The 17,518-nt window shown below is 63.5% G+C and carries 15 protein-coding genes; 2 read left to right on the top strand and 13 right to left on the bottom strand.

Going from position 1 to position 17,518, the window contains the following annotated elements; all coding sequences use genetic code 11:
• Positions 1-5 precede the first annotated feature (5 nt).
• From V7N12_RS04985 to V7N12_RS04945, 9 genes are all read right to left on the bottom strand, one after another.
• Positions 6-587, bottom strand: coding sequence for a hypothetical protein (locus V7N12_RS04985; RefSeq protein WP_333713123.1), 582 nt, complete (start codon positions 585-587; stop codon positions 6-8).
• A gap of 169 nt (positions 588-756) precedes the next feature.
• Complete coding sequence (locus V7N12_RS04980) at positions 757-1,752, bottom strand: ABC transporter substrate-binding protein (protein ID WP_333713121.1); 996 nt, start codon at positions 1,750-1,752, stop codon at positions 757-759.
• A gap of 44 nt (positions 1,753-1,796) precedes the next feature.
• Positions 1,797-2,639 (bottom strand): ABC transporter permease, encoded by an 843-nt coding sequence (locus tag V7N12_RS04975; protein WP_333713120.1) that lies wholly within the window; start codon positions 2,637-2,639, stop codon positions 1,797-1,799.
• A complete protein-coding gene (locus V7N12_RS04970) occupies positions 2,636-3,559 on the bottom strand; it encodes an ABC transporter permease (protein WP_333713118.1) in 924 nt (307 codons plus the stop codon). The genes V7N12_RS04975 and V7N12_RS04970 overlap by 4 nt, the downstream gene beginning before the upstream one ends.
• A complete protein-coding gene (locus tag V7N12_RS04965; protein WP_333713117.1) occupies positions 3,556-3,993 on the bottom strand; it encodes a GNAT family N-acetyltransferase in 438 nt (145 codons plus the stop codon). Before V7N12_RS04965 ends, V7N12_RS04970 begins: the two co-directional genes overlap by 4 nt.
• Positions 3,980-4,759 carry an ABC transporter ATP-binding protein gene (locus V7N12_RS04960; protein ID WP_333713116.1) on the bottom strand — a complete coding sequence of 260 codons (780 nt, stop codon included), beginning with the start codon at positions 4,757-4,759 and terminating at the stop codon, positions 3,980-3,982. Before V7N12_RS04960 ends, V7N12_RS04965 begins: the two co-directional genes overlap by 14 nt.
• Before the next feature lie 43 nt (positions 4,760-4,802).
• On the bottom strand, positions 4,803-6,257 hold the full coding sequence (gene hydA, locus V7N12_RS04955) for a dihydropyrimidinase (protein ID WP_333713114.1): 1,455 nt from the start codon (positions 6,255-6,257) through the stop codon (positions 4,803-4,805).
• Between the two features lie 56 nt (positions 6,258-6,313).
• Positions 6,314-6,598, bottom strand: a complete 285-nt coding sequence (locus tag V7N12_RS04950) for a GIY-YIG nuclease family protein (RefSeq protein ID WP_333713112.1) — start codon at positions 6,596-6,598, stop codon at positions 6,314-6,316.
• A 129-nt stretch (positions 6,599-6,727) separates the two neighbouring features.
• The gene (locus tag V7N12_RS04945) at positions 6,728-7,978 is read right to left on the bottom strand and encodes a Zn-dependent hydrolase (RefSeq protein WP_333713110.1); all 1,251 of its coding nucleotides are present in this window, start codon (positions 7,976-7,978) and stop codon (positions 6,728-6,730) included.
• Positions 7,979-8,145: 167 nt separating this feature from the next.
• Between V7N12_RS04945 and V7N12_RS04940 the strand changes: the two genes are divergently transcribed.
• The gene (locus V7N12_RS04940; protein ID WP_333713108.1) at positions 8,146-8,748 is read left to right on the top strand and encodes a TetR family transcriptional regulator C-terminal domain-containing protein; all 603 of its coding nucleotides are present in this window, start codon (positions 8,146-8,148) and stop codon (positions 8,746-8,748) included.
• 1 nt (position 8,749) lies between these two features.
• On the opposite strand, the gene preA is transcribed toward V7N12_RS04940, so the two are convergent.
• The gene (gene preA, locus V7N12_RS04935) at positions 8,750-10,054 is read right to left on the bottom strand and encodes an NAD-dependent dihydropyrimidine dehydrogenase subunit PreA (protein ID WP_333713106.1); all 1,305 of its coding nucleotides are present in this window, start codon (positions 10,052-10,054) and stop codon (positions 8,750-8,752) included.
• A gap of 1 nt (position 10,055) precedes the next feature.
• On the bottom strand, positions 10,056-11,390 hold the full coding sequence (locus V7N12_RS04930) for an NAD(P)-dependent oxidoreductase (protein ID WP_333713105.1): 1,335 nt from the start codon (positions 11,388-11,390) through the stop codon (positions 10,056-10,058).
• Positions 11,391-11,561: 171 nt separating this feature from the next.
• On the opposite strand from V7N12_RS04930, the gene V7N12_RS04925 reads away from it, so the two are divergent.
• On the top strand, positions 11,562-11,846 hold the full coding sequence (locus V7N12_RS04925; protein WP_333713104.1) for a DUF1330 domain-containing protein: 285 nt from the start codon (positions 11,562-11,564) through the stop codon (positions 11,844-11,846).
• A 56-nt stretch (positions 11,847-11,902) separates the two neighbouring features.
• On the opposite strand, the gene V7N12_RS04920 is transcribed toward V7N12_RS04925, so the two are convergent.
• Positions 11,903-14,035 (bottom strand): S8 family peptidase, encoded by a 2,133-nt coding sequence (locus V7N12_RS04920; protein WP_333713103.1) that lies wholly within the window; start codon positions 14,033-14,035, stop codon positions 11,903-11,905.
• A gap of 145 nt (positions 14,036-14,180) precedes the next feature.
• A complete protein-coding gene (locus tag V7N12_RS04915) occupies positions 14,181-17,318 on the bottom strand; it encodes an efflux RND transporter permease subunit (RefSeq protein ID WP_333713101.1) in 3,138 nt (1,045 codons plus the stop codon).
• Between the last annotated feature and the right edge of the window lie 200 nt (positions 17,319-17,518).

Here is a 17,518-nt window from a genome sequence, read left to right as displayed (position 1 = left end):
CGTGATCATCCGTCGGCATCCGGTGCCAGAAAGGTCTCGCCCGCGGCATCGCGGTTGACATCCAGAAGCTCGAAATCCGTGATCCGCCATGCGCCATCGACGGGTGCCACGGACAGATCGGCGCTGTAGGTATTGCCGCGCACGTGCAGATGTTCGGCATGACCCACGGTCCCGATCACCTGCCAGGATGCGTCGATCGCCAGCCGCGCGCCGTCGCGGGCGACTTGCGTGGTCAGAAGCTTGATTTCGTGAATCGTCTGGTCCGCCTCTTCCAGTCCGCCCCCGGCCATGGCGCCGATACGTTCCAGATAGAGGTATTCCAGCGCGTCCCCATGGGTCACGCTTGCCAGTGTGTCGTAGATCGTGTCCTCGTCGGTCTGCCCGAAGGCGTCGTAGACCACCAGCAAGAGCGCAGGCGTCAGACGCCAGAACTCGGCCCGGGCCTGTTCGATGGTCAAGGGTTCAAGCCCCGGCGCGGTGAAACTGTCCGTCTCGGACACCCTGTCGCGTGACTGCACAAAGACGACGCTGGCGATGGCAACGACCGCAACGACAGCCGCGCCGAAAAGAACCGGTTTTGTCTTCATCGCCCGTATATGTTCCAAACCAACCAAAGCATTGGGCGACAACCTGTGCCACGGCGGCGGGGACTTCAAGTTCACAAGGGGCCGATCGGCGAGAAAGTGAACGCGCCGCCGGAACGCGCGCCGTGCGGGGCCGGTTTCAGGGACCGGCCCCGCCCTGTTTGCAAGCGGCCTAGTTCAGCGCCGCATCCGTGATGATCGTTGTATAGGCCCCCTCGGGCACTGCCGAGATGACGGGATCGGAACCGCCCGCCAGCAGCGTATCGACCGTCCGCTGGTAGGCGGCAATGTCAAGCGCGCCGTTGCTGCCTTGGGTCAGCTTGGTGATTTCGGCCATCATGCGGGTCTGTGCTGCAAGCGACTGCGCACCGGTCTCGTCATATTCGACGATGATCTCGGCGGCTGCCTCGACGTTCTCTTCGGCCCACTTCCAGCCCTGCATCGAGGCCCGCACAAAGCGGGTCATCTTGTCGACAAAAACGGGATCGTCGAGGTTGTCTTCCAGCACCCACATGCCGTCTTCCAGCGTGGCGACGCCCTGATCCTCATATTTGAAGGTCACCAGATCGTCAGGGCTGACGCCTGCATCCAGAACCTGCCCGTATTCGTTGTAGGTCATGGTCGAGATGCAGTCGGCCTCGCGGTTCAGCAGCGGATCGACGTTGAAGCCCTGCCGCAAGACGGTCACGCCATCCGCGCTGCCATCGGTGGGGATACCGACCTGGCTCATCCAGCTGAGGAAGGGATATTCGTTGCCGAAGAACCACACGCCGATGGTCCGGCCGCGGAAATCCTCGACGCTCTCGATGCCAGTGTCCTTCCAGCAGGTCAGCATCAGACCCGAAGACACGAAGGGCTGGGCGATGTTGACCACCGGCAGACCACGCTCGCGCGCGGCAAGCGCAGAGGGCATCCAGTTCAGCATCACATCTGCCCCACCCCCGGCAAGGACCTGCGGCGGCGCGATATCGGGGCCACCGGGCAGGATCGTGACATTCAGGCCCTCGGCCTCGTAGAACCCCTGATCCAGGGCGGCATAGTAGCCCGCGAATTGCGACTGCGTGACCCATTGCAACTGCAACGTCACATCATTAGCATGGGCGTCCGCCATTGCCGTTGTTCCCATCAGGCCGGCCACAAGGCTGGCGTAACTCATTATCGTTTTCATTGTTTGACCTCCAAGTCAGTTATTTATCCGGGCGTTCCGCCTTCTTATCGCTGCGAGGGGTGCCAGAATGTCACCCGTTTCTCGATCAGGGCAATCGCCCCGTAAAATGCCGTGCCCGCTAGGGCTGCCACGATAATCTCTGCCCAAACCATATCCATCGCAAGCTGTCCGACGGATGTGGATATCCGAAAGCCCATGCCGACCGTGGGAGAGCCGAAAAATTCAGCAACAATCGCCCCGATCAATGCAAGTGTGGTCGCAATCTTGAGCCCGTTGAAAATGAACGGCAAAGCCGCCGGCACGCGCAGCTTCAACAACGTCGCCGAATAGCCCGCCCCATAGGTCCGCATCAGGTCGCGTTGCATCGCGCTTGTGTCTTTCAATCCGGCCACCGTGTTCACGAGGATCGGGAAAAACACCATGACCGCGACCACCGCCGCTTTGGATTCCCAATTGCTGCCCAGCCATTTGACGAAGATCGGCGCGGTGCCGACGATCGGCAGGGCCGCCATGAAGGCGCCGACGGGCAGAATGCCGCGCGCCAGAAACGGCGAGCGGTCGGCAAGCAGTGCGACCACAAAGGCCGCCAGCATCCCGCAGAGATACCCCACCAGCGCGCCCTTCAGGATCGTCTGCCGGAAATCGGCGAAGAGGATCGGAAGCGACCCCATGAACCTCTCGGCGATGGCCGTGGGTGCGGGCAGGATGACGGGGCTGATGTCCAGCATCGTCACCAGCACCTGCCACATCGCGATCAGCGTGATGCCGAAGATGGCAGGGATGGCCAACGAGATCGCGCGGCTTTCCGATTGCGGTCCGTTGGCAAGCCGCACATTCAGCCACCATCCGGCCGCCCAGATCAGAATGGCGATCCCCCAGGCGCTCATGCCGCCGCCCCCATCCCCATCCGGCGCAGCGTGCCCCGCTCGATCAGGCTGAGGATCGCGACCAGCAGCGCCGCCGTGATCGCCGCCCCGAAGAGTGCGGCCCATGTCACCAAGGGTTGCCCGTATTGGTCACCCACCAGCATCCGCGCGCCGAAGCCCGCACGCGCGCCGGTCGGAAGCTCGCCCACGATGGCACCGACCAGCGAGGCGGAAATACCGATCTTCAGCGAGGCGAAAAGGTAAGGCATGGACGAGGGCAACCGCAGCTTCCAGAACCCCTGCGCCCCCGAAGCGCTGTAGGTGCGCAAAAGGTCCAACTGCATCCCATCGGGGCTGCGCAAGCCCTTCACCATGCCCACGACCACCGGAAAGAAACTCAGATAGGCCGAGATGATCGACTTGGGCAAAAGCCCCTGAATGCCCATCGAACCAAGGATCACGATCACCATCGGGGCCAGCGCAAGGATCGGGATCGTCTGCGAAATGATCGCCCAAGGCATCACCGATTTGTCCATCGCGCGGTTGTAGACGATGCCCACCGCCAGCAGAATGCCCGCCGCCGACCCGATGGCAAAGCCCAGAAGCGTCGCCGAAAGCGTCACCCATGCGTGATAGACAAGACTGCGGCGCGAGGTCGGCGCGACCGTGAAGACCGATGTGTAAAGCTCGGCGCCCACCTGATGCGGCGAGGGCAGATTGGGCCGGTCGAGCGCATAGGTCATGCCCCAAACCTCGGTATTGCGCAGGGCCAGCGCGACGGCCCCCACCTCTTGCCGCGCCTGCGGGGTGTCGGGGGTCACTGTCGCCCCCTGCCGCTGGGCCAGATCGGCGGCCAGGTGGATATTCATCGGCACCACGGAAACGGTCCAGATCGCGAAGATCGTGGCGATCACCGTCAGGACGGGCAGAATGGACTTCATGCGCGCCACTCCATCCGGATTTCCGGCACGCCGTCATCACCTTCCCAAGGCGCGCCGACCTGCGCGAAACCCTGCCGCGCATAAAAGGCATGCGCGCGGGTATTGGGCAGATGGGTATTGAGTTGCAGATGCGCGCGCCCCGTCTTGGCGGTGTCGATCAGACGCCGCCCCAGCCCCTGACCGCGCTGCCCGACATAGAGACCCCAGATGTGGTTTTCGCCCGGATCAAGCGAGAGGTATCCCGCCACCGGATCGCCGATCACCCAAGCCGCGCGTTTGGGCAGGCCCTCGGACAAGATCGCGGCCAGGTCCGCACGGGTGAACCTTTGCGGCATCCATGGGGTCGCGGTGATCCAGTCATGCAGGATGGCGGCACAGGCCGGGCCGTCCTTTGCCGTTGCAGGCCGGATCGGGGCGGCATCAGGCATCGACATGCCCTGCCCTTAGCCCTTCGCGCACGCGATGCGCCACGTCGATGAACTGCTGGCTGTCCCGGATGTCGAGGGGCCGCTCTTTCGGCAGCGGGCTGTCGATCACATCGGTGATCCGCCCCGGGCGCGGCGACATGACGACGATCTTGGTCGACAGATAGACCGCCTCGGGGATCGAATGGGTGACGAAAGCGATGGTCTTTTCGGTCCGCGCCCAGAGTTCAAGCAGTTGTTCGTTCAGACGGTCGCGCACGATTTCATCAAGCGCGCCGAAGGGCTCGTCCATCAGCAGGATATCGGCGTCGAAGGCCAGCGCGCGGGCGATACTGGCGCGCTGCTGCATCCCCCCCGAAAGCTGCCACGGGTATTTGTTTTCGAACCCCGCAAGCTCGACCATCTCGAGCACGCGCGCCACGCGGCTGGCCTGATCGGATTTGGCGAAGCCCATGATTTCCAGCGGCAGCCGGATGTTGCCGCCGATCGTGCGCCAGGGGTAAAGCCCCGCCGCCTGAAAGACATAGCCATAGGCGCGGGCACGGCGGGCCTGATCGGGGGTCATGCCGTTGACGCTGATCTGCCCGTCCGTGGGGGTTTCCAGCCCCGCGATGCAGCGCAGAAAGGTGGTCTTGCCGCACCCCGAGGGGCCGATGAAGCTGACGAAATCGCCCTTGCTGATCTCAAGGTTCACATCCTTGAGCGCATGGACAGGCCCGTCATTGGTCTGGAACGTCAGGTTAAGGCCACTGGCCGATATTGTTGGTTCCGTCATTGGCGCGCGCCGTCGGGGGCGAAGGTCCTCTGTGATTTCACACTCAAACCCCCGTCGCGGGAATACCCGTCCGTTCCACCGGACGCGGTGCTGTCAGCTCTTTCCAGGTGCTCAGCGCCTGATTGGTCGCGCCATTGCCGGGGCGCTTGACGAAGGTGCCGTGCCCTTCCTCGGTGCGGACCTCGCCATCGTGGATCGCGACCTTGCCGCGGGTCAGGGTGAAACGCGGCAGGCCCTTCACGTGCTGGCCCTCGAAGACGTTGTAGTCGATCGCGGATTGCTGCGCGCCCGCGGTGATCGTCTTTTCCTTGTTCGGGTCCCAGACCACCAGATCGGCATCGGCCCCCACAAGGATCGCGCCCTTCCTGGGATAGCAGTTGAGGATCTTGGCGATATTGGTGCTGGTCACGGCCACGAATTCATTCGGCGTCAGACGGCCCGTCGCCACCCCATGCGTCCAGAGCATCGGCATCCGGTCCTCAAGCCCGCCGGTGCCATTGGGGATCTTGGTGAAATCGCCCAGACCATAGCGTTTCTGCTCGGTCGAAAACGCGCAGTGGTCTGTCGCCACGACAGACAGCGACCCCGCCTGCAAACCGGCCCAGAGGCTGTCCTGATGCTTTTTGTTGCGGAAGGGCGGCGACATGACACGCCGCGCGGCATGGTCCCAATCGGCGTGGAAATATTCGCTTTCATCCAAGGTCAGGTGCTGGATCAGCGGCTCGCCCCAGACGCGCTTGCCCTGCTGGCGGGCACGGCGGATCGCCTCATGCGCCTCTTCGCAAGAGGTATGCACGACATAGAGCGGCACGCCCGCCATATCGGCGATCATGATGGCGCGGTTGGTCGCCTCGCCCTCGACCTGTGAGGGGCGCGAATAGGCGTGCGCCTCGGGGCCGGTGTTGCCTTGGGCAAGCAGCTTGGCGGAAAGTTCGGCCACCACATCGCCGTTCTCGGCATGGACCATGGCGATGCCGCCCAGTTCGGCCAGACGGTTGAAGGACGAAAAAAGCTCATCGTCGTTCACCATCAACGCGCCCTTGTAGGCAAGAAAATGCTTGAAAGTATTGATACCGCGCTCTTCGATCACGGTTTTCATGTCGTTGAAGACCTGCTCGCCCCACCATGTCACGGCCATGTGGAAGGAATAATCGCAGTTCGCGCGGGTCGATTTGTTGTCCCAGCGCTTGATCGCATCGAGCAGGCTTTCGCCCTGATTGGGCAGGCAGAAATCCACCACCGTCGTGGTCCCGCCCGCCAGCGCGGCGCGGGTTCCGCTTTCGAAATCATCGCTGGAGTATGTGCCCATGAACGGCATCTCCAGATGCACATGGGGATCGATCCCGCCGGGCATGACGTAGCAGCCCGTGGCGTCGAGTTCCTCATCACCCTTCAGGTTCGGACCGATCTCGACGATCCTGCCCCCGTCGATCAGGACATCCGCCTTGTAGGTCAGGTCATGCGTGACGATGGTGCCGTTCTTGATGACTTTGGTCATTTTGTTGTCTCCCTGTCTTCACCTGCCCCGGACGTGATCCGGGGCCTTGAGCCGGATCAGAACGGGATATTGGCAGTCATATCCTGCCATTCCGGATTCGTTTCTGCGATCAATTGGTTCTTCCACGCGCGACGCCATCGTTTGAGGGCGCGTTCCCGTTGCAAACTGGCGGCGAATCCGTCCTGCGTTTCGAACCAGACAAGCGTCTTGATCCCATATCTCTCGGTATGCACTGAAAGGCCCGCGCGATGTTGCTCTACCCTTGCGCGCAGGTCCCGCGCACGCCCGATATAGATTGCGCCATTGGGTCGCGAGGCCATGATATAGACGAAATGCTGCATCATCCTTTGGTGTCGAAGTATGATTAAAGCATTGTTGATGTCGTCTCCGCCCCGGACTTGATCCGGGGCCTCGTTCGGGCTTCGGGAGGCCCCGGATCAAGTCCGGGGCGGGGGATGAGTGGGGCACGTTCACCCCACGATCTCCGCCGTTTCCAGCACCGCGTGCATCAGCACATCGGCGCCCGCCGTTGCCCATTGGGGCGAAATATCCTCGGCCTCGTGGTGGCTGAGACCATCGACACAAGGACACATCACCATCGCTGTCGGATAGATGTCGTTGATCCAGCAGGCGTCATGTCCCGCGCCCGAGATGATATCCATGTGGCTGTATCCCAAGCGCTCGGCCGCGTCGCGCACGGCCTTGACGCAACTTTCGTCAAAGGCAGGCGGGTCGAACTGGCCGACGATCTCGGCCTCGAAGGTCACGCCGATCTCTGCGCAAAGACCCGGCGCGCGGGCCATCAGCGCGTCCACCATGGCGTTCAGCTTGTCCAGAAGGTGCGTGCGCATATCGACGGTAAAGACCACCTTGCCGGGGATCACGTTGCGGCTGTTGGGGTAGACGTCGATATGGCCGATGGCGCCCACGGCGTTGGGCTGGTTCGTCATCGCGATCTCGTGCACCAGTTCGGTGACCAGCGCCAGACCTCGGCCCGCGTTCTTGCGCATATGCATGGGCGTAGACCCGGTGTGGCTTTCCTTGCCCGTCACGGTGCACTGGATCCAGCGCAGCCCCTGACCGTGGGTGACGACGCCGATATCCCTGCCCTCGGCCTCGAGGATCGGGCCCTGTTCGATGTGCAATTCGAAGAAGGCATGCATCTTGCGCGCGCCGACCTTTTCATCGCCTTTCCAGCCGATCCGGTCGAGTTCATCACCAAAGCGCTTGCCCTTGGCATCGGTCCGGTCCAGCGCCCAGTCCAGGTCATGCTTGCCCGCAAAAACGCCCGAGGCCAGCATGGCGGGGGCAAAGCGTGTCCCCTCTTCATTGGTCCAGTTCGTCACCACGATCGGATGCCTGGTCTTGATGTCGAGATCATTCATCGTGCGGATGATTTCCAGACCGCTCAGCACGCCCAGCACACCATCGAATTTCCCGCCCGTGGGCTGCGTATCAAGGTGGCTGCCCACATAGACCGGCAGCGCGTCGGGATCGGTGCCTTCGCGCCGGGCGAACATATTGCCGATCTCGTCCACGCCCATGGTGCAGCCCGCTTCCTCGCACCATTTCCGGAACAGATGCCGCCCCTCGCTGTCGGCATCGGTCAGCGTCTGGCGGTTGTTGCCCCCCGCGACACCCGGGCCGATCTTGGCCATTTCCATAAGGCTGTCCCAGAGACGGGCGCCGTCGATGCGAAGATTTTCACCGGCTGCTGGCATGACGTATCCTTGTCCGACGTATAATATTTGACCAAGTGGTCAAAGGAAGGCTAACAGAGGGAAAGGGTCAGTCAAGGCATTTGCCCCCGGCGATTGACCCGACGACCGGAAAACCTGCTGAGATGTCGGGCGAATGCCTGAAATGCAGTCACTGACGAAAGAGGCGCATGAACAAGCCCGGCACCCGCATCCAGCAGAAGAATCAAGCCACAATCCTGAAAGCCGGTCTCGAGGTCTTCTCGCAATTCGGGTTTCGCGGCTCGACCATCGATATGGTCGCCGAAGCCGCGGGCCTGTCGAAGCCCAACCTGCTGTATTATTTTCCTTCGAAAGAAGCGATTTACACCGCACTCCTGTCGCAACTTCTGGAAAACTGGCTGGAGCCGCTGAAGGCGCTCGACCGCGACGGTGATCCGGTCGAGGAACTCTTGGCCTATGCCAAGCGCAAGCTGGCGATGTCGCGGGATTTTCCGCAGGAAAGCCGCCTTTTCGCCAATGAGATCATTCAGGGCGCACCACAGATCGCCGAGGTTTTGCGCAGTGATCTCAAGGCGTTGGTAGACGATATTGCCGTGGTCGTCGAAGGCTGGACCGCGACGGGACGCATCAAGCCGGTGGACCCCTACCACCTGATCTTCTCGATCTGGGCGCTGACCCAGCACTACGCCGATTTCGACGTGCAGGTGCGCGCGATCATGGGCGAACAGGACCCTTTCGCAGGGGCAGAGCGCTATCTCGAAGACCTGCTCCGCCGCCTGCTGACGGTCTGACCTATTCGGCCGCCCGTGCGGCCGGATTGTTCGGATGGGTCGTCCAGTTGGCGTAATCCTTCTGGACCACCTTGCCGGTGCGCGCATCGACCATGCCGGGTTCCAGCGCCACCATTGAAATGCAGCTTTCCACCGGGCAGACATCGACGCAAAGGTTGCAGGCGACACATTCCTCGTCGATCACGCTGAATGTGCGGTCGGGGGACATGGCGATGGCCTGATGGCTGGTATCCTCGCAGGCCGCATAGCAGCGCCCGCAGGAAATGCAGAGGTCCTGATCGATCTTCGCCTTGGCGATATAGTTGAGGTTCAGATACTGCCAGTCGGTCGTGTTGGGGATGGCGGCGCCCTTGAAATCCGCGATCGAGGTATAGCCCTTCTCGTCCATCCAGAGGCTGAGACCGCTGATCATCTCCTGCACGATCTTGAAGCCATAGGTCATCGCCGCCGTGCAGACCTGCACGTTGCCGCAGCCGAGGGTGATGTATTCGGCGGCATCGCGCCATGTGGTCACCCCGCCGATGCCGGAAATGGGCAGGCCGTGGGTTTCGGGGTTGCGGGCGATCTCGCTGACCATGGACATGGCGATGGGCTTGACCGCTGGCCCGCAATAGCCGCCATGGGTGCCTTTGCCGTCGATCGAGGGCTCGGGCGACATGGTGTCAAGGTTGACCGAGGTGATCGAGTTGATCGTGTTGATCAGGCTGACCGCATCCGCCCCGCCCCGCATCGCCGCTGCCGCAGGCTTGCGGATATCGGTGATGTTCGGCGTCAGCTTCACGATGACGGGCTTGGAATAATACTGTTTGCACCAGCGCGTCACCATCTCGATGTATTCCGGCACCTGCCCCACGGCAGACCCCATCCCGCGCTCGGACATGCCGTGCGGGCATCCGAAGTTCAGCTCGATCCCGTCGGCCCCGGTCTCTTCGACCAGCGGCAGGATGGCCTTCCACGCCTGCTCTTCGCAGGGCACCATGATCGAGACGATCACCGCGCGGTCGGGGTAGTCGGCCTTGACGCGCTTGATCTCTTCGAGGTTGGTGTAAAGGTCGCGGTCGGTGATCAACTCGATGTTGTTGAGACCCAGCACACGGCGGTCCGCGCCGTAGACCACGCCATAGCGCGGCCCGTTGACGTTGACGACGGGCGGGCCTTCCTCGCCCAGGGTCTTCCAGACGACGCCGCCCCAACCGGCCTCGAAGGCGCGGCGGACGTTGTATTCCTTGTCGGTGGGCGGGGCCGAGGCCAGCCAGAAGGGGTTGGGGCTTTTGATGCCCAGAAAGTCTGTGGTCAGATCGGCCATGTTACGCGCCCTCCATCAGGGTTGCATGAATATCCATCGCCGCATCGCGGCCCTCGGCCACGGCGGTCACGGTCAGGTCGTCACCGCCCGCGGCACAATCGCCACCGGCCCAGACGCGCGCGCGGCTGGTGCGTCCCGCACCCGTCACGGCGATCTTTCCTCCGTCAAGCGTCAGGCCCGCGTCGGTCGTCAGGGTCTGGCCGATGGCGCGGTAGATCTGGTCGGCGGGCAGGCGCAATGTTTCGCCCGTGCCCTGCAGCCTGCCGTCCTTGGTCGCGGTATATTCCAGCTCGATCTCGACCGCGGCACCGTTGCCGTGGATCGCCTTGGGCATCACATTGAACATCAGCTTGACCCCGTTCGAGGCGGCGAGGTCCTGTTCATAGCGGCTTGCCGACATCGCCTCGCGGCCACGGCGATAGGCGATGGTCACCGTCTCGGCCCCCAGCAGTTTCGACTGCACGGCAACATCGACCGCCGTCATCCCGCCGCCGATCACCACGACATTGCGCCCGACAGGCAGCCTGGTCAGATCATCGGCCTGCCGCAGGTCTGCGATGAAGGAGACCGCATCGGCGACACCCGCCTTGTCCGCACCATCGACCGCCAGCGCGTTCACGCCGCCAAGGCCGACACCAAGGAAAACCGCATCGAAATCATCGGCAAGCCCGTCCAGCGACAGCGCGGCACCCAGCGCCTTGCCGTTTTCGATGGTGATCCCGCCGATCGAACAGAGCCACGCCACCTCTTTCGCGGCAAAATCGTCGGTCGATTTGTAAGCGGCGATCCCGTATTCGTTCAGGCCACCGGCCTTGGGCTTGGCGTCATAGATCGTGACCTCATGGCCCAGCATCGCCAGACGATGCGCACAGGCCAGACCCGCAGGCCCCGCCCCGACCACGGCAACCCGTTTTCCGGTCGCTGTGGCCCGCGTGTAGGGCATCACGCCCTTGTCCATCAGCCTATCGGTGGCATAGCGTTGCAACCGCCCGATCTCGACCGGCTTGCCCTCGGCCATCTCGCGGACGCAGGCCTGTTCGCAGAGGTCTTCGGTCGGGCAGACGCGGGCGCACATGCCGCCAAGGATGTTCTGGTCGAAGATCGTCATTGCCGCCGCCTCGGGCGTGCCGGTGGCGATCTGCCGGATGAAGAGCGGAATATCGATATCCGTCGGACAGGCCGTGATGCAGGGGGCATCGTGGCAGAAATAACAGCGGTCAGCCGCCACGGCGGCCTCATGGGGATTCAGTGGCGCATGGAGGTCTGCGAAATTCTGCGCCAGCGTTTGCGTATCGAGGCGATTGGCGGCAATGCCGGGGGTCAGGGGCGAGTTCATTGCGGCTCCGTTTGTTGGACAGCCCAAGTCTGGCACAGTTTATTTTTTTATCAAACGGTAAAATTTCTGCTGGGCGAAGGGCAGCGGTTTTGCCTAAGCTTGGGATGAAATCGCGCGATACTTGCCCAAGAAGCAGGCAGACATCGCATCAGAACCGAAAAGGAGTGCCCCTTGCCAGCCTATGCCATCGTCCAGGTCGATGTGAAAGACGCCGAAGCTTACGCGAAATATGCCGCCCTCGCAGGTCCCGCCGTTGCCAAATATGGTGGCACTTTTCTGGCCCGTGGCGGCAAGGTCGAAGTGATGGAAGGGACCAGCCGTGCCCGTTGCGTGATCATCCGCTTTGCGGATATGCAGACCGCCCAGACCTTCTATCACAGCCCCGAATATCAAGAGGCGCTGTCGCATGGCCTTCCGGCCTCGGATCGGGACTACAAGTTCGTCGAGGGCGTCTAGCGCAATCCCCGTCGCGCATCCGGCGGGATCGGGGCACCCCCCCGCTTCGCCTGCAATCAAAACGCGATCCTGTAGCCGACCATCACGCCGCTGCTGCGCTGGCCGCTGACGTTGCCATGGTTGTCAGAGACCGCCGCAGACAGCACCAAATCGCTTTGCGCGTTCAGGGCAAGATTGTATGAAAACCCGATTTGCAGCTCGCGTTCTTCGGGGGCGAGATCGATGGCAAAGTCCTGCTGCATGCTGACACCGGCAGTCGTGCGGACCGGCAGCGTGACGTCCGACCGACCTGCGCTGACGGCGACCGGCAGCGTCACGGTCAGCGCGAAACTGTCACCACCGGCGAAGAGGTCGCGCCGCACCAGGGCCGCACTTGCCGCATTGAACTGCGTGCTGCCTGCGGCCCCGCCGGTCTCGCCCAGAGAACTGCCGAAACCCGCGCCAAGCTGCAACGTCATTGCGGCATCAAGGGGGGCAACCAGCGCCATCTCGCCCGCGACGAAGGGCGTGCCATCGCCGGTGTGCCATGTCGGGAAGAGATCGCCATCGTCATGTCCGACGCTCAGGTTCACGGTGACGGCCCCCAGACCGGTATCAAAGCTGCGGCCCATGCTTAGACCAAAGCTGGCCTCTTGCGCGTCACCGTCCGGGATCATCAGTCGGAAGGTCGTGTTGCCGCCGACCGTCCCCACCGCAAGGGCATCGGGGAAATAGCTGCGGCCCGTGGCAAGCGTGCTGTCGCCCTGCCAGTTGCGCCAAAGCGCATCCGTGACCGGCGCTTGCGCCCGTTGCGCGACAAGGGCGTCGGCCGGTATCGCGAACCCTGCCCCCAAGGCATCATCGACGGCAAGTGATACCCCTTGCAAGGCGCGCGACACCGCATCGCCGGTCGCGCCGCCTTCGATCGCCAAAGGCGCAGCAAGGCTATAGGCCGAGCCGTCGGACATTGTCGCGGTGGCCCTGCCAATCGGCAAAAGCGCCGCCTTCACGTCGAGGAAACCGTGCCCCCATTCATCGCTGTAGGCGTGAAAGAAGCCCTCTACCAGTTCGACGGTGCCATCCGCGCGGAACCCCGAAAAGCTGTTGTCGGCCGAGGCCAGCAGACGGATGCGCAGGTCGTTGGGTGACATGTCGGGGAAAGCCTCGCCCAGCAGTGCAAGCGCGCCCGAGACCATGGGGGCCGCAAAGGACGTGCCGGTCCAGAAGCCATAGGCGCCGTTGGACGCGGCGGTCGCCGCCTCCCAGCTGCCTTCGGCGGCAAGACACCAGGGCCCCGCCTCCATGCAGGCCGCAGAAATCCGCGTCGCGCCGACCACATCATCACCGGACATCCGGGCTTCGGCATTGATCACGGTCAGCCAACCCGCCTCGAGGTCGGGTTCAAGCAGCGGCAAGGCCGCCATCAGACCGGCCCTTGTGTCATCAAATTCGTTGCTGGCGGCAAAGACGACGACGCCATCGGCTGCATAGTCTTTCAGCGCCGTAAGGTAAGCTCTCCCGTCCCTGCCGCTGAAAACGATGTCAAAGTTGCTCTGCGTGACGGGCGTATCGACAAAGCCCCATGAATTGTTCACCGCCACCGCGCCCATCTGCCGTGCGCGGATCAGGGTATCCGTCGAACTTCTCGTATCGAAGCCACCGATGATCAGGTCCGCGCCGGGCGCGACCCCGATCATGCTTGCGGAATTGCCAGCCGCCACCGATGCGACCGCCGTGCCATGGTCAAGCATCGAGAACGGCCCGACCTGATCAACATCTTTGCCTGCAAAAGTCGCATGGCTGGCGCGGAACCCATCGTCCGTGATCGCGATGATCTGCCCCGCCCCGGTCAGTCCCGCCGCATGGGCATAATAGACGCCAGAACTGTGAAGCGGATAGGTATCAAAGCTTCGGTCTCCACTGTCGAACCTGCCGTTTTGGTTTTCATCGATGTACCATCCGATCCGCTGTCTGCGATATTTCGCGTTGTTTTGGATCAACGACCGCGCTGCCGTGTCGAAGGCAGCGAAGCTTTCGACGAAAAACCGGGCCAGCACAGGGTTGTCCGACACTTGCGGCGGATTATTCCCTCCGCCGCCGCCATCGCCATCATTGCCGCCACAGGCAGACAGGCTGACGGCCAGAAACACCGGCACCAAGGGCCGGACAGCGGGTCGCAGGGATGAAAACCGCAAGTTCAGATTGGTCACATTCGGGTCCGTTCAGGAATCAACTTCTTGGAGAGTAGCCCTCGCAGTCGCCGATAAAAAGTGGTTTTCCAAAAGGCCTGTTGGCGGCCTGTTGCAGCGGGGACCCATGGGCGGCCCGCTGTCCCATGGATCAGCCCGTTTTGCGCTACTCGGCGGCCAACCGGACCGGCATGGCCGCATCCCCGCATGACGCATCGGCCGCGGCGGGGGCGGCGCGGCGGCGATAGACCAGCGCGAACATCGGCGGCGTGAAGTAGAAGCTGACCACCGTCGACAACAGCACCCCGCCCGCAATCGCGACCGCGAAGGGCGGCCAGAAGGCCCCACCATCGAGGATCAGCGGCAGAAACCCCCCGAAGGTCGTCACCGTGGTCGAGATGATATGACGGCTCGATCCGGTGACAACCCGCACCATCGCGCCCGTGTCGCCCGCCGCGGCCTTCGGGTCGGCCTGGAGCGCGGTAAGGATGATGATGGCCGCATTGATCGACACCCCGATCGACCCGATCACCCCGATGATCGCCACGATGCCGAACGGATATTGCATCACCGCCAGCGACAGGATCGACAGACCCGCCGCCAGCACGCAGACCACCAGCGTGACCGCCGCCAGACGGAAGGAATTGAAGGTCAGAACGATCGTCGCCACCGTCAGGGTCACGATCAGCCCGACCGAGGTCATCAGGTTCCCCACCGTATTGCTGCGCGCGTCACTGTCGCCCCCAAGACTGACCGTATAGCCCGGGGGCGCCGCGAACCCCTTTGCCTGCATCGCTTGCAGCACGAGATCCAGCGCCTCTTGCGGCAGCACATCGGGGACAAGGAAGGCCTGAACGACGTTTTCGCGGATACCATCGACGCGGGTGACGACACTTTGGGCGGGCTCCAGCACCGGCGTCGCGATTTCGGAAAGCGGCACGGCGGGAAAGGCCCCCGTGGCAGAGATGGCAGGCGCATTCGGCAGCAGGATCGGCAGATCGGCGATGGCCTGAAGGTCCCCGCGCAGTGTTTCGCCATAGCGGACGCGCACGTCGCGCTGCTCGTTGCCCTCGACCAGCGACCCGCCGGTCACCCCGACCAGCGCCGCATCCAGTTGCCGCGCGATATCGACCACGTTCAGACCAAGGGCGCTCGCCTTGTCCTCGTCGATCTGAAACCGGACCTGCGGTGCCCCGCCGGACACCCCGGCCCGCGCCTGCGTGACAAGATCGAGGTCGGCCATGATCGCCCGCACCTCGTCACCCAAGGCGCGCAGGGTCGCCATATCCTGCCCTTGTATCTTGATCTCGACGGGTGCGGCGACGGGCGGACCCTGCACAAGACCGCGCACGATCACCTGCGCTTGTGGAAAGTCGCGGTCGAACCTCTCTTGCAACGCGGCCACCATGCGGGCGGCGTCCGCATCGGTCCGCGTTGTCACCATGGCATGGGCAAAGCCGGGTTCCTGACTGCGGCCTCCGACGATGTTGTAGTAGAACGACGGGGCCGAGGCGCCGATGGTCCAAAAGATGCTGCGCAGACCGGCATCGGCCTGCAGGATGGCATCCATCTGCTGTGCGACTTGGGCCGTCTGTGTGATGGCCGTGCCTGCGGGCATGCTGACCTCGATATAGAACTGGTCCCGCTCGACCCCGGGGAAGAACTGCGCCGTGAGTGTGGGGAAAGACGCAAAACCGAGGGCGGGCAGGATCAGCGACAGCGCAATCGCGCGGATCGGATATGTCACGGCCAGCCGGATCGAACCGGCAAAGGCCCGGGCCAGCCATTCGGCCTGCAGACCTTGTGACAGCGCCCCGCCCTTGCCTTGGGTCGGCAGGACCCAGCCTGCGACGGCAGGCGTGACCGTCAGCGCGATCAGCAGCGACCAGAACAGCATCAGCACCACAGCAATCGCGATGGCACCGACGAAATCCCCCGCCGGACCGGGCAGAAGGATCATCGGCGTAAAGGCGAGGGCCGTGGTCACGGTCGAAGCGAAAAGCGGCGCCGCCAGACGCCGCACCGCGTCCGCGACCGCCGCTTCGCGCCCCATCCCGTCATTGAGACGCCTGCGCACCTCGTCGGCCATGACGATTGCCGCATCGACAAGCAGGCCCAGCGCCACGATCAGGCCGGTGACGGACATCTGGTGGATCGGCAGGCCGATCATGTTCATCGTCGCCAGCGTCGCCAGCGACACGACCGGCAGAACGGCGGCCACGATCAGGGCCGTCCGGATGCCCAGCGTGACCAGCAGGACAAGCACGACAAGCGCCACACCGATCGCCATGTTGAGACCGACCTCTGACAACCGGGCGAGCGTATAGGTGCTCTGGTCGAACAGCAGCGTCTCGGCGATGCCCAGCGGGACCAAATCCTGCCCTGCGGCCAGTTCCGCGCGGACAAAGCCCATCCAGCGGTCGATCTGCTGGCCATCCTGTGCCAGCGTGCCGATCAGGATGGCGCGGCTGCCATTGGCAAAGGCCATTTCATCGACCGGCGACTTTGGCCCGCGCGTGATCTCGGCGATATCGCCCAAGCGCAGGGCGGCGCCGCCTTGCGCCTCGCGCAGCACGATTGCGCGCAGGCGTTCCAGCGTTTCGATCTCGCCGCTGACGCCGATGTTGACATCGACACCGCCCTGAAGCCGTCCGGCCTGCACCTTGCCATCCGCCTCGGCGATGCGGGCGGCGATCTCGGGCACGGAAAGGCCAAGTGCCGCAGCGCGCGCCGGATCGACGGTCACCTGCACCTCTTCCTGGGGCAGACCGAAGAGGTTGACCGCACGGGTGCCGGGGATGCTGCGCAGACGGTCGCCCAGCGCCTCGGCATGGCGGGCCAGCAATTCCAGCGGGATATCAGGCGCGGTCGCCGTCACGGCGATCACCCCGGAATAGGCGGCGATCCCTTCGGAATCGAAATCGGGGGCCAGCACGCCGGCGGGAAACCGGCTGCGCGCATCGGCAATCGCCTCGCGCGTGTCGGTCCAGGCCTGCTCGATCCTTGCGTGATCCAGGGTCTCGCGCAGTTCGATCGAGACGATGGAAACGCCGGTGCGCGACACGGAAGTGATCGTGTCGATCTCGGCGATCTTTTGCAGCTCTTCTTCCAGTTCGGCGGTGACCAGCGCCTCGACCCGCTGGGGGTCGGCCCCGGGGAACTGGGTGGTGATGGTCCCGAAGATATTCGTGATGGTGGGGTCTTCCTGTCGTCCCAGCGACAGGAACGAGGATAGGCCCGCCGAGACAAGAACCAGAATGATCAGCGCGACAAGACGCGGCTGGCGGAAGGTCAGCGTTTCCATGTCTTCTCTCCCCTTGTCCGGTTAGCTGGCAGGTTGCGGCACGACCGTCTGGCCGACAGTCACGCGCTGTGGTCCAGACGCGATCAGTTGCAGGCCATCCGGGAAAGCACCGCGCACATAGACCTGATCGTCGGCGATATGCACGACCTGCACCGAGACCGCGCGCACGATGTGGTCCGCATCGACGGCCAGCAGGGTCC

It is taken from the genome of Yoonia sp. (genome assembly GCF_036770585.1).
Classification (GTDB): domain Bacteria; phylum Pseudomonadota; class Alphaproteobacteria; order Rhodobacterales; family Rhodobacteraceae; genus Yoonia.
Note: the sequence above shows the minus strand (reverse complement) of the source record. Positions and strands in the feature narration are given on the sequence as shown.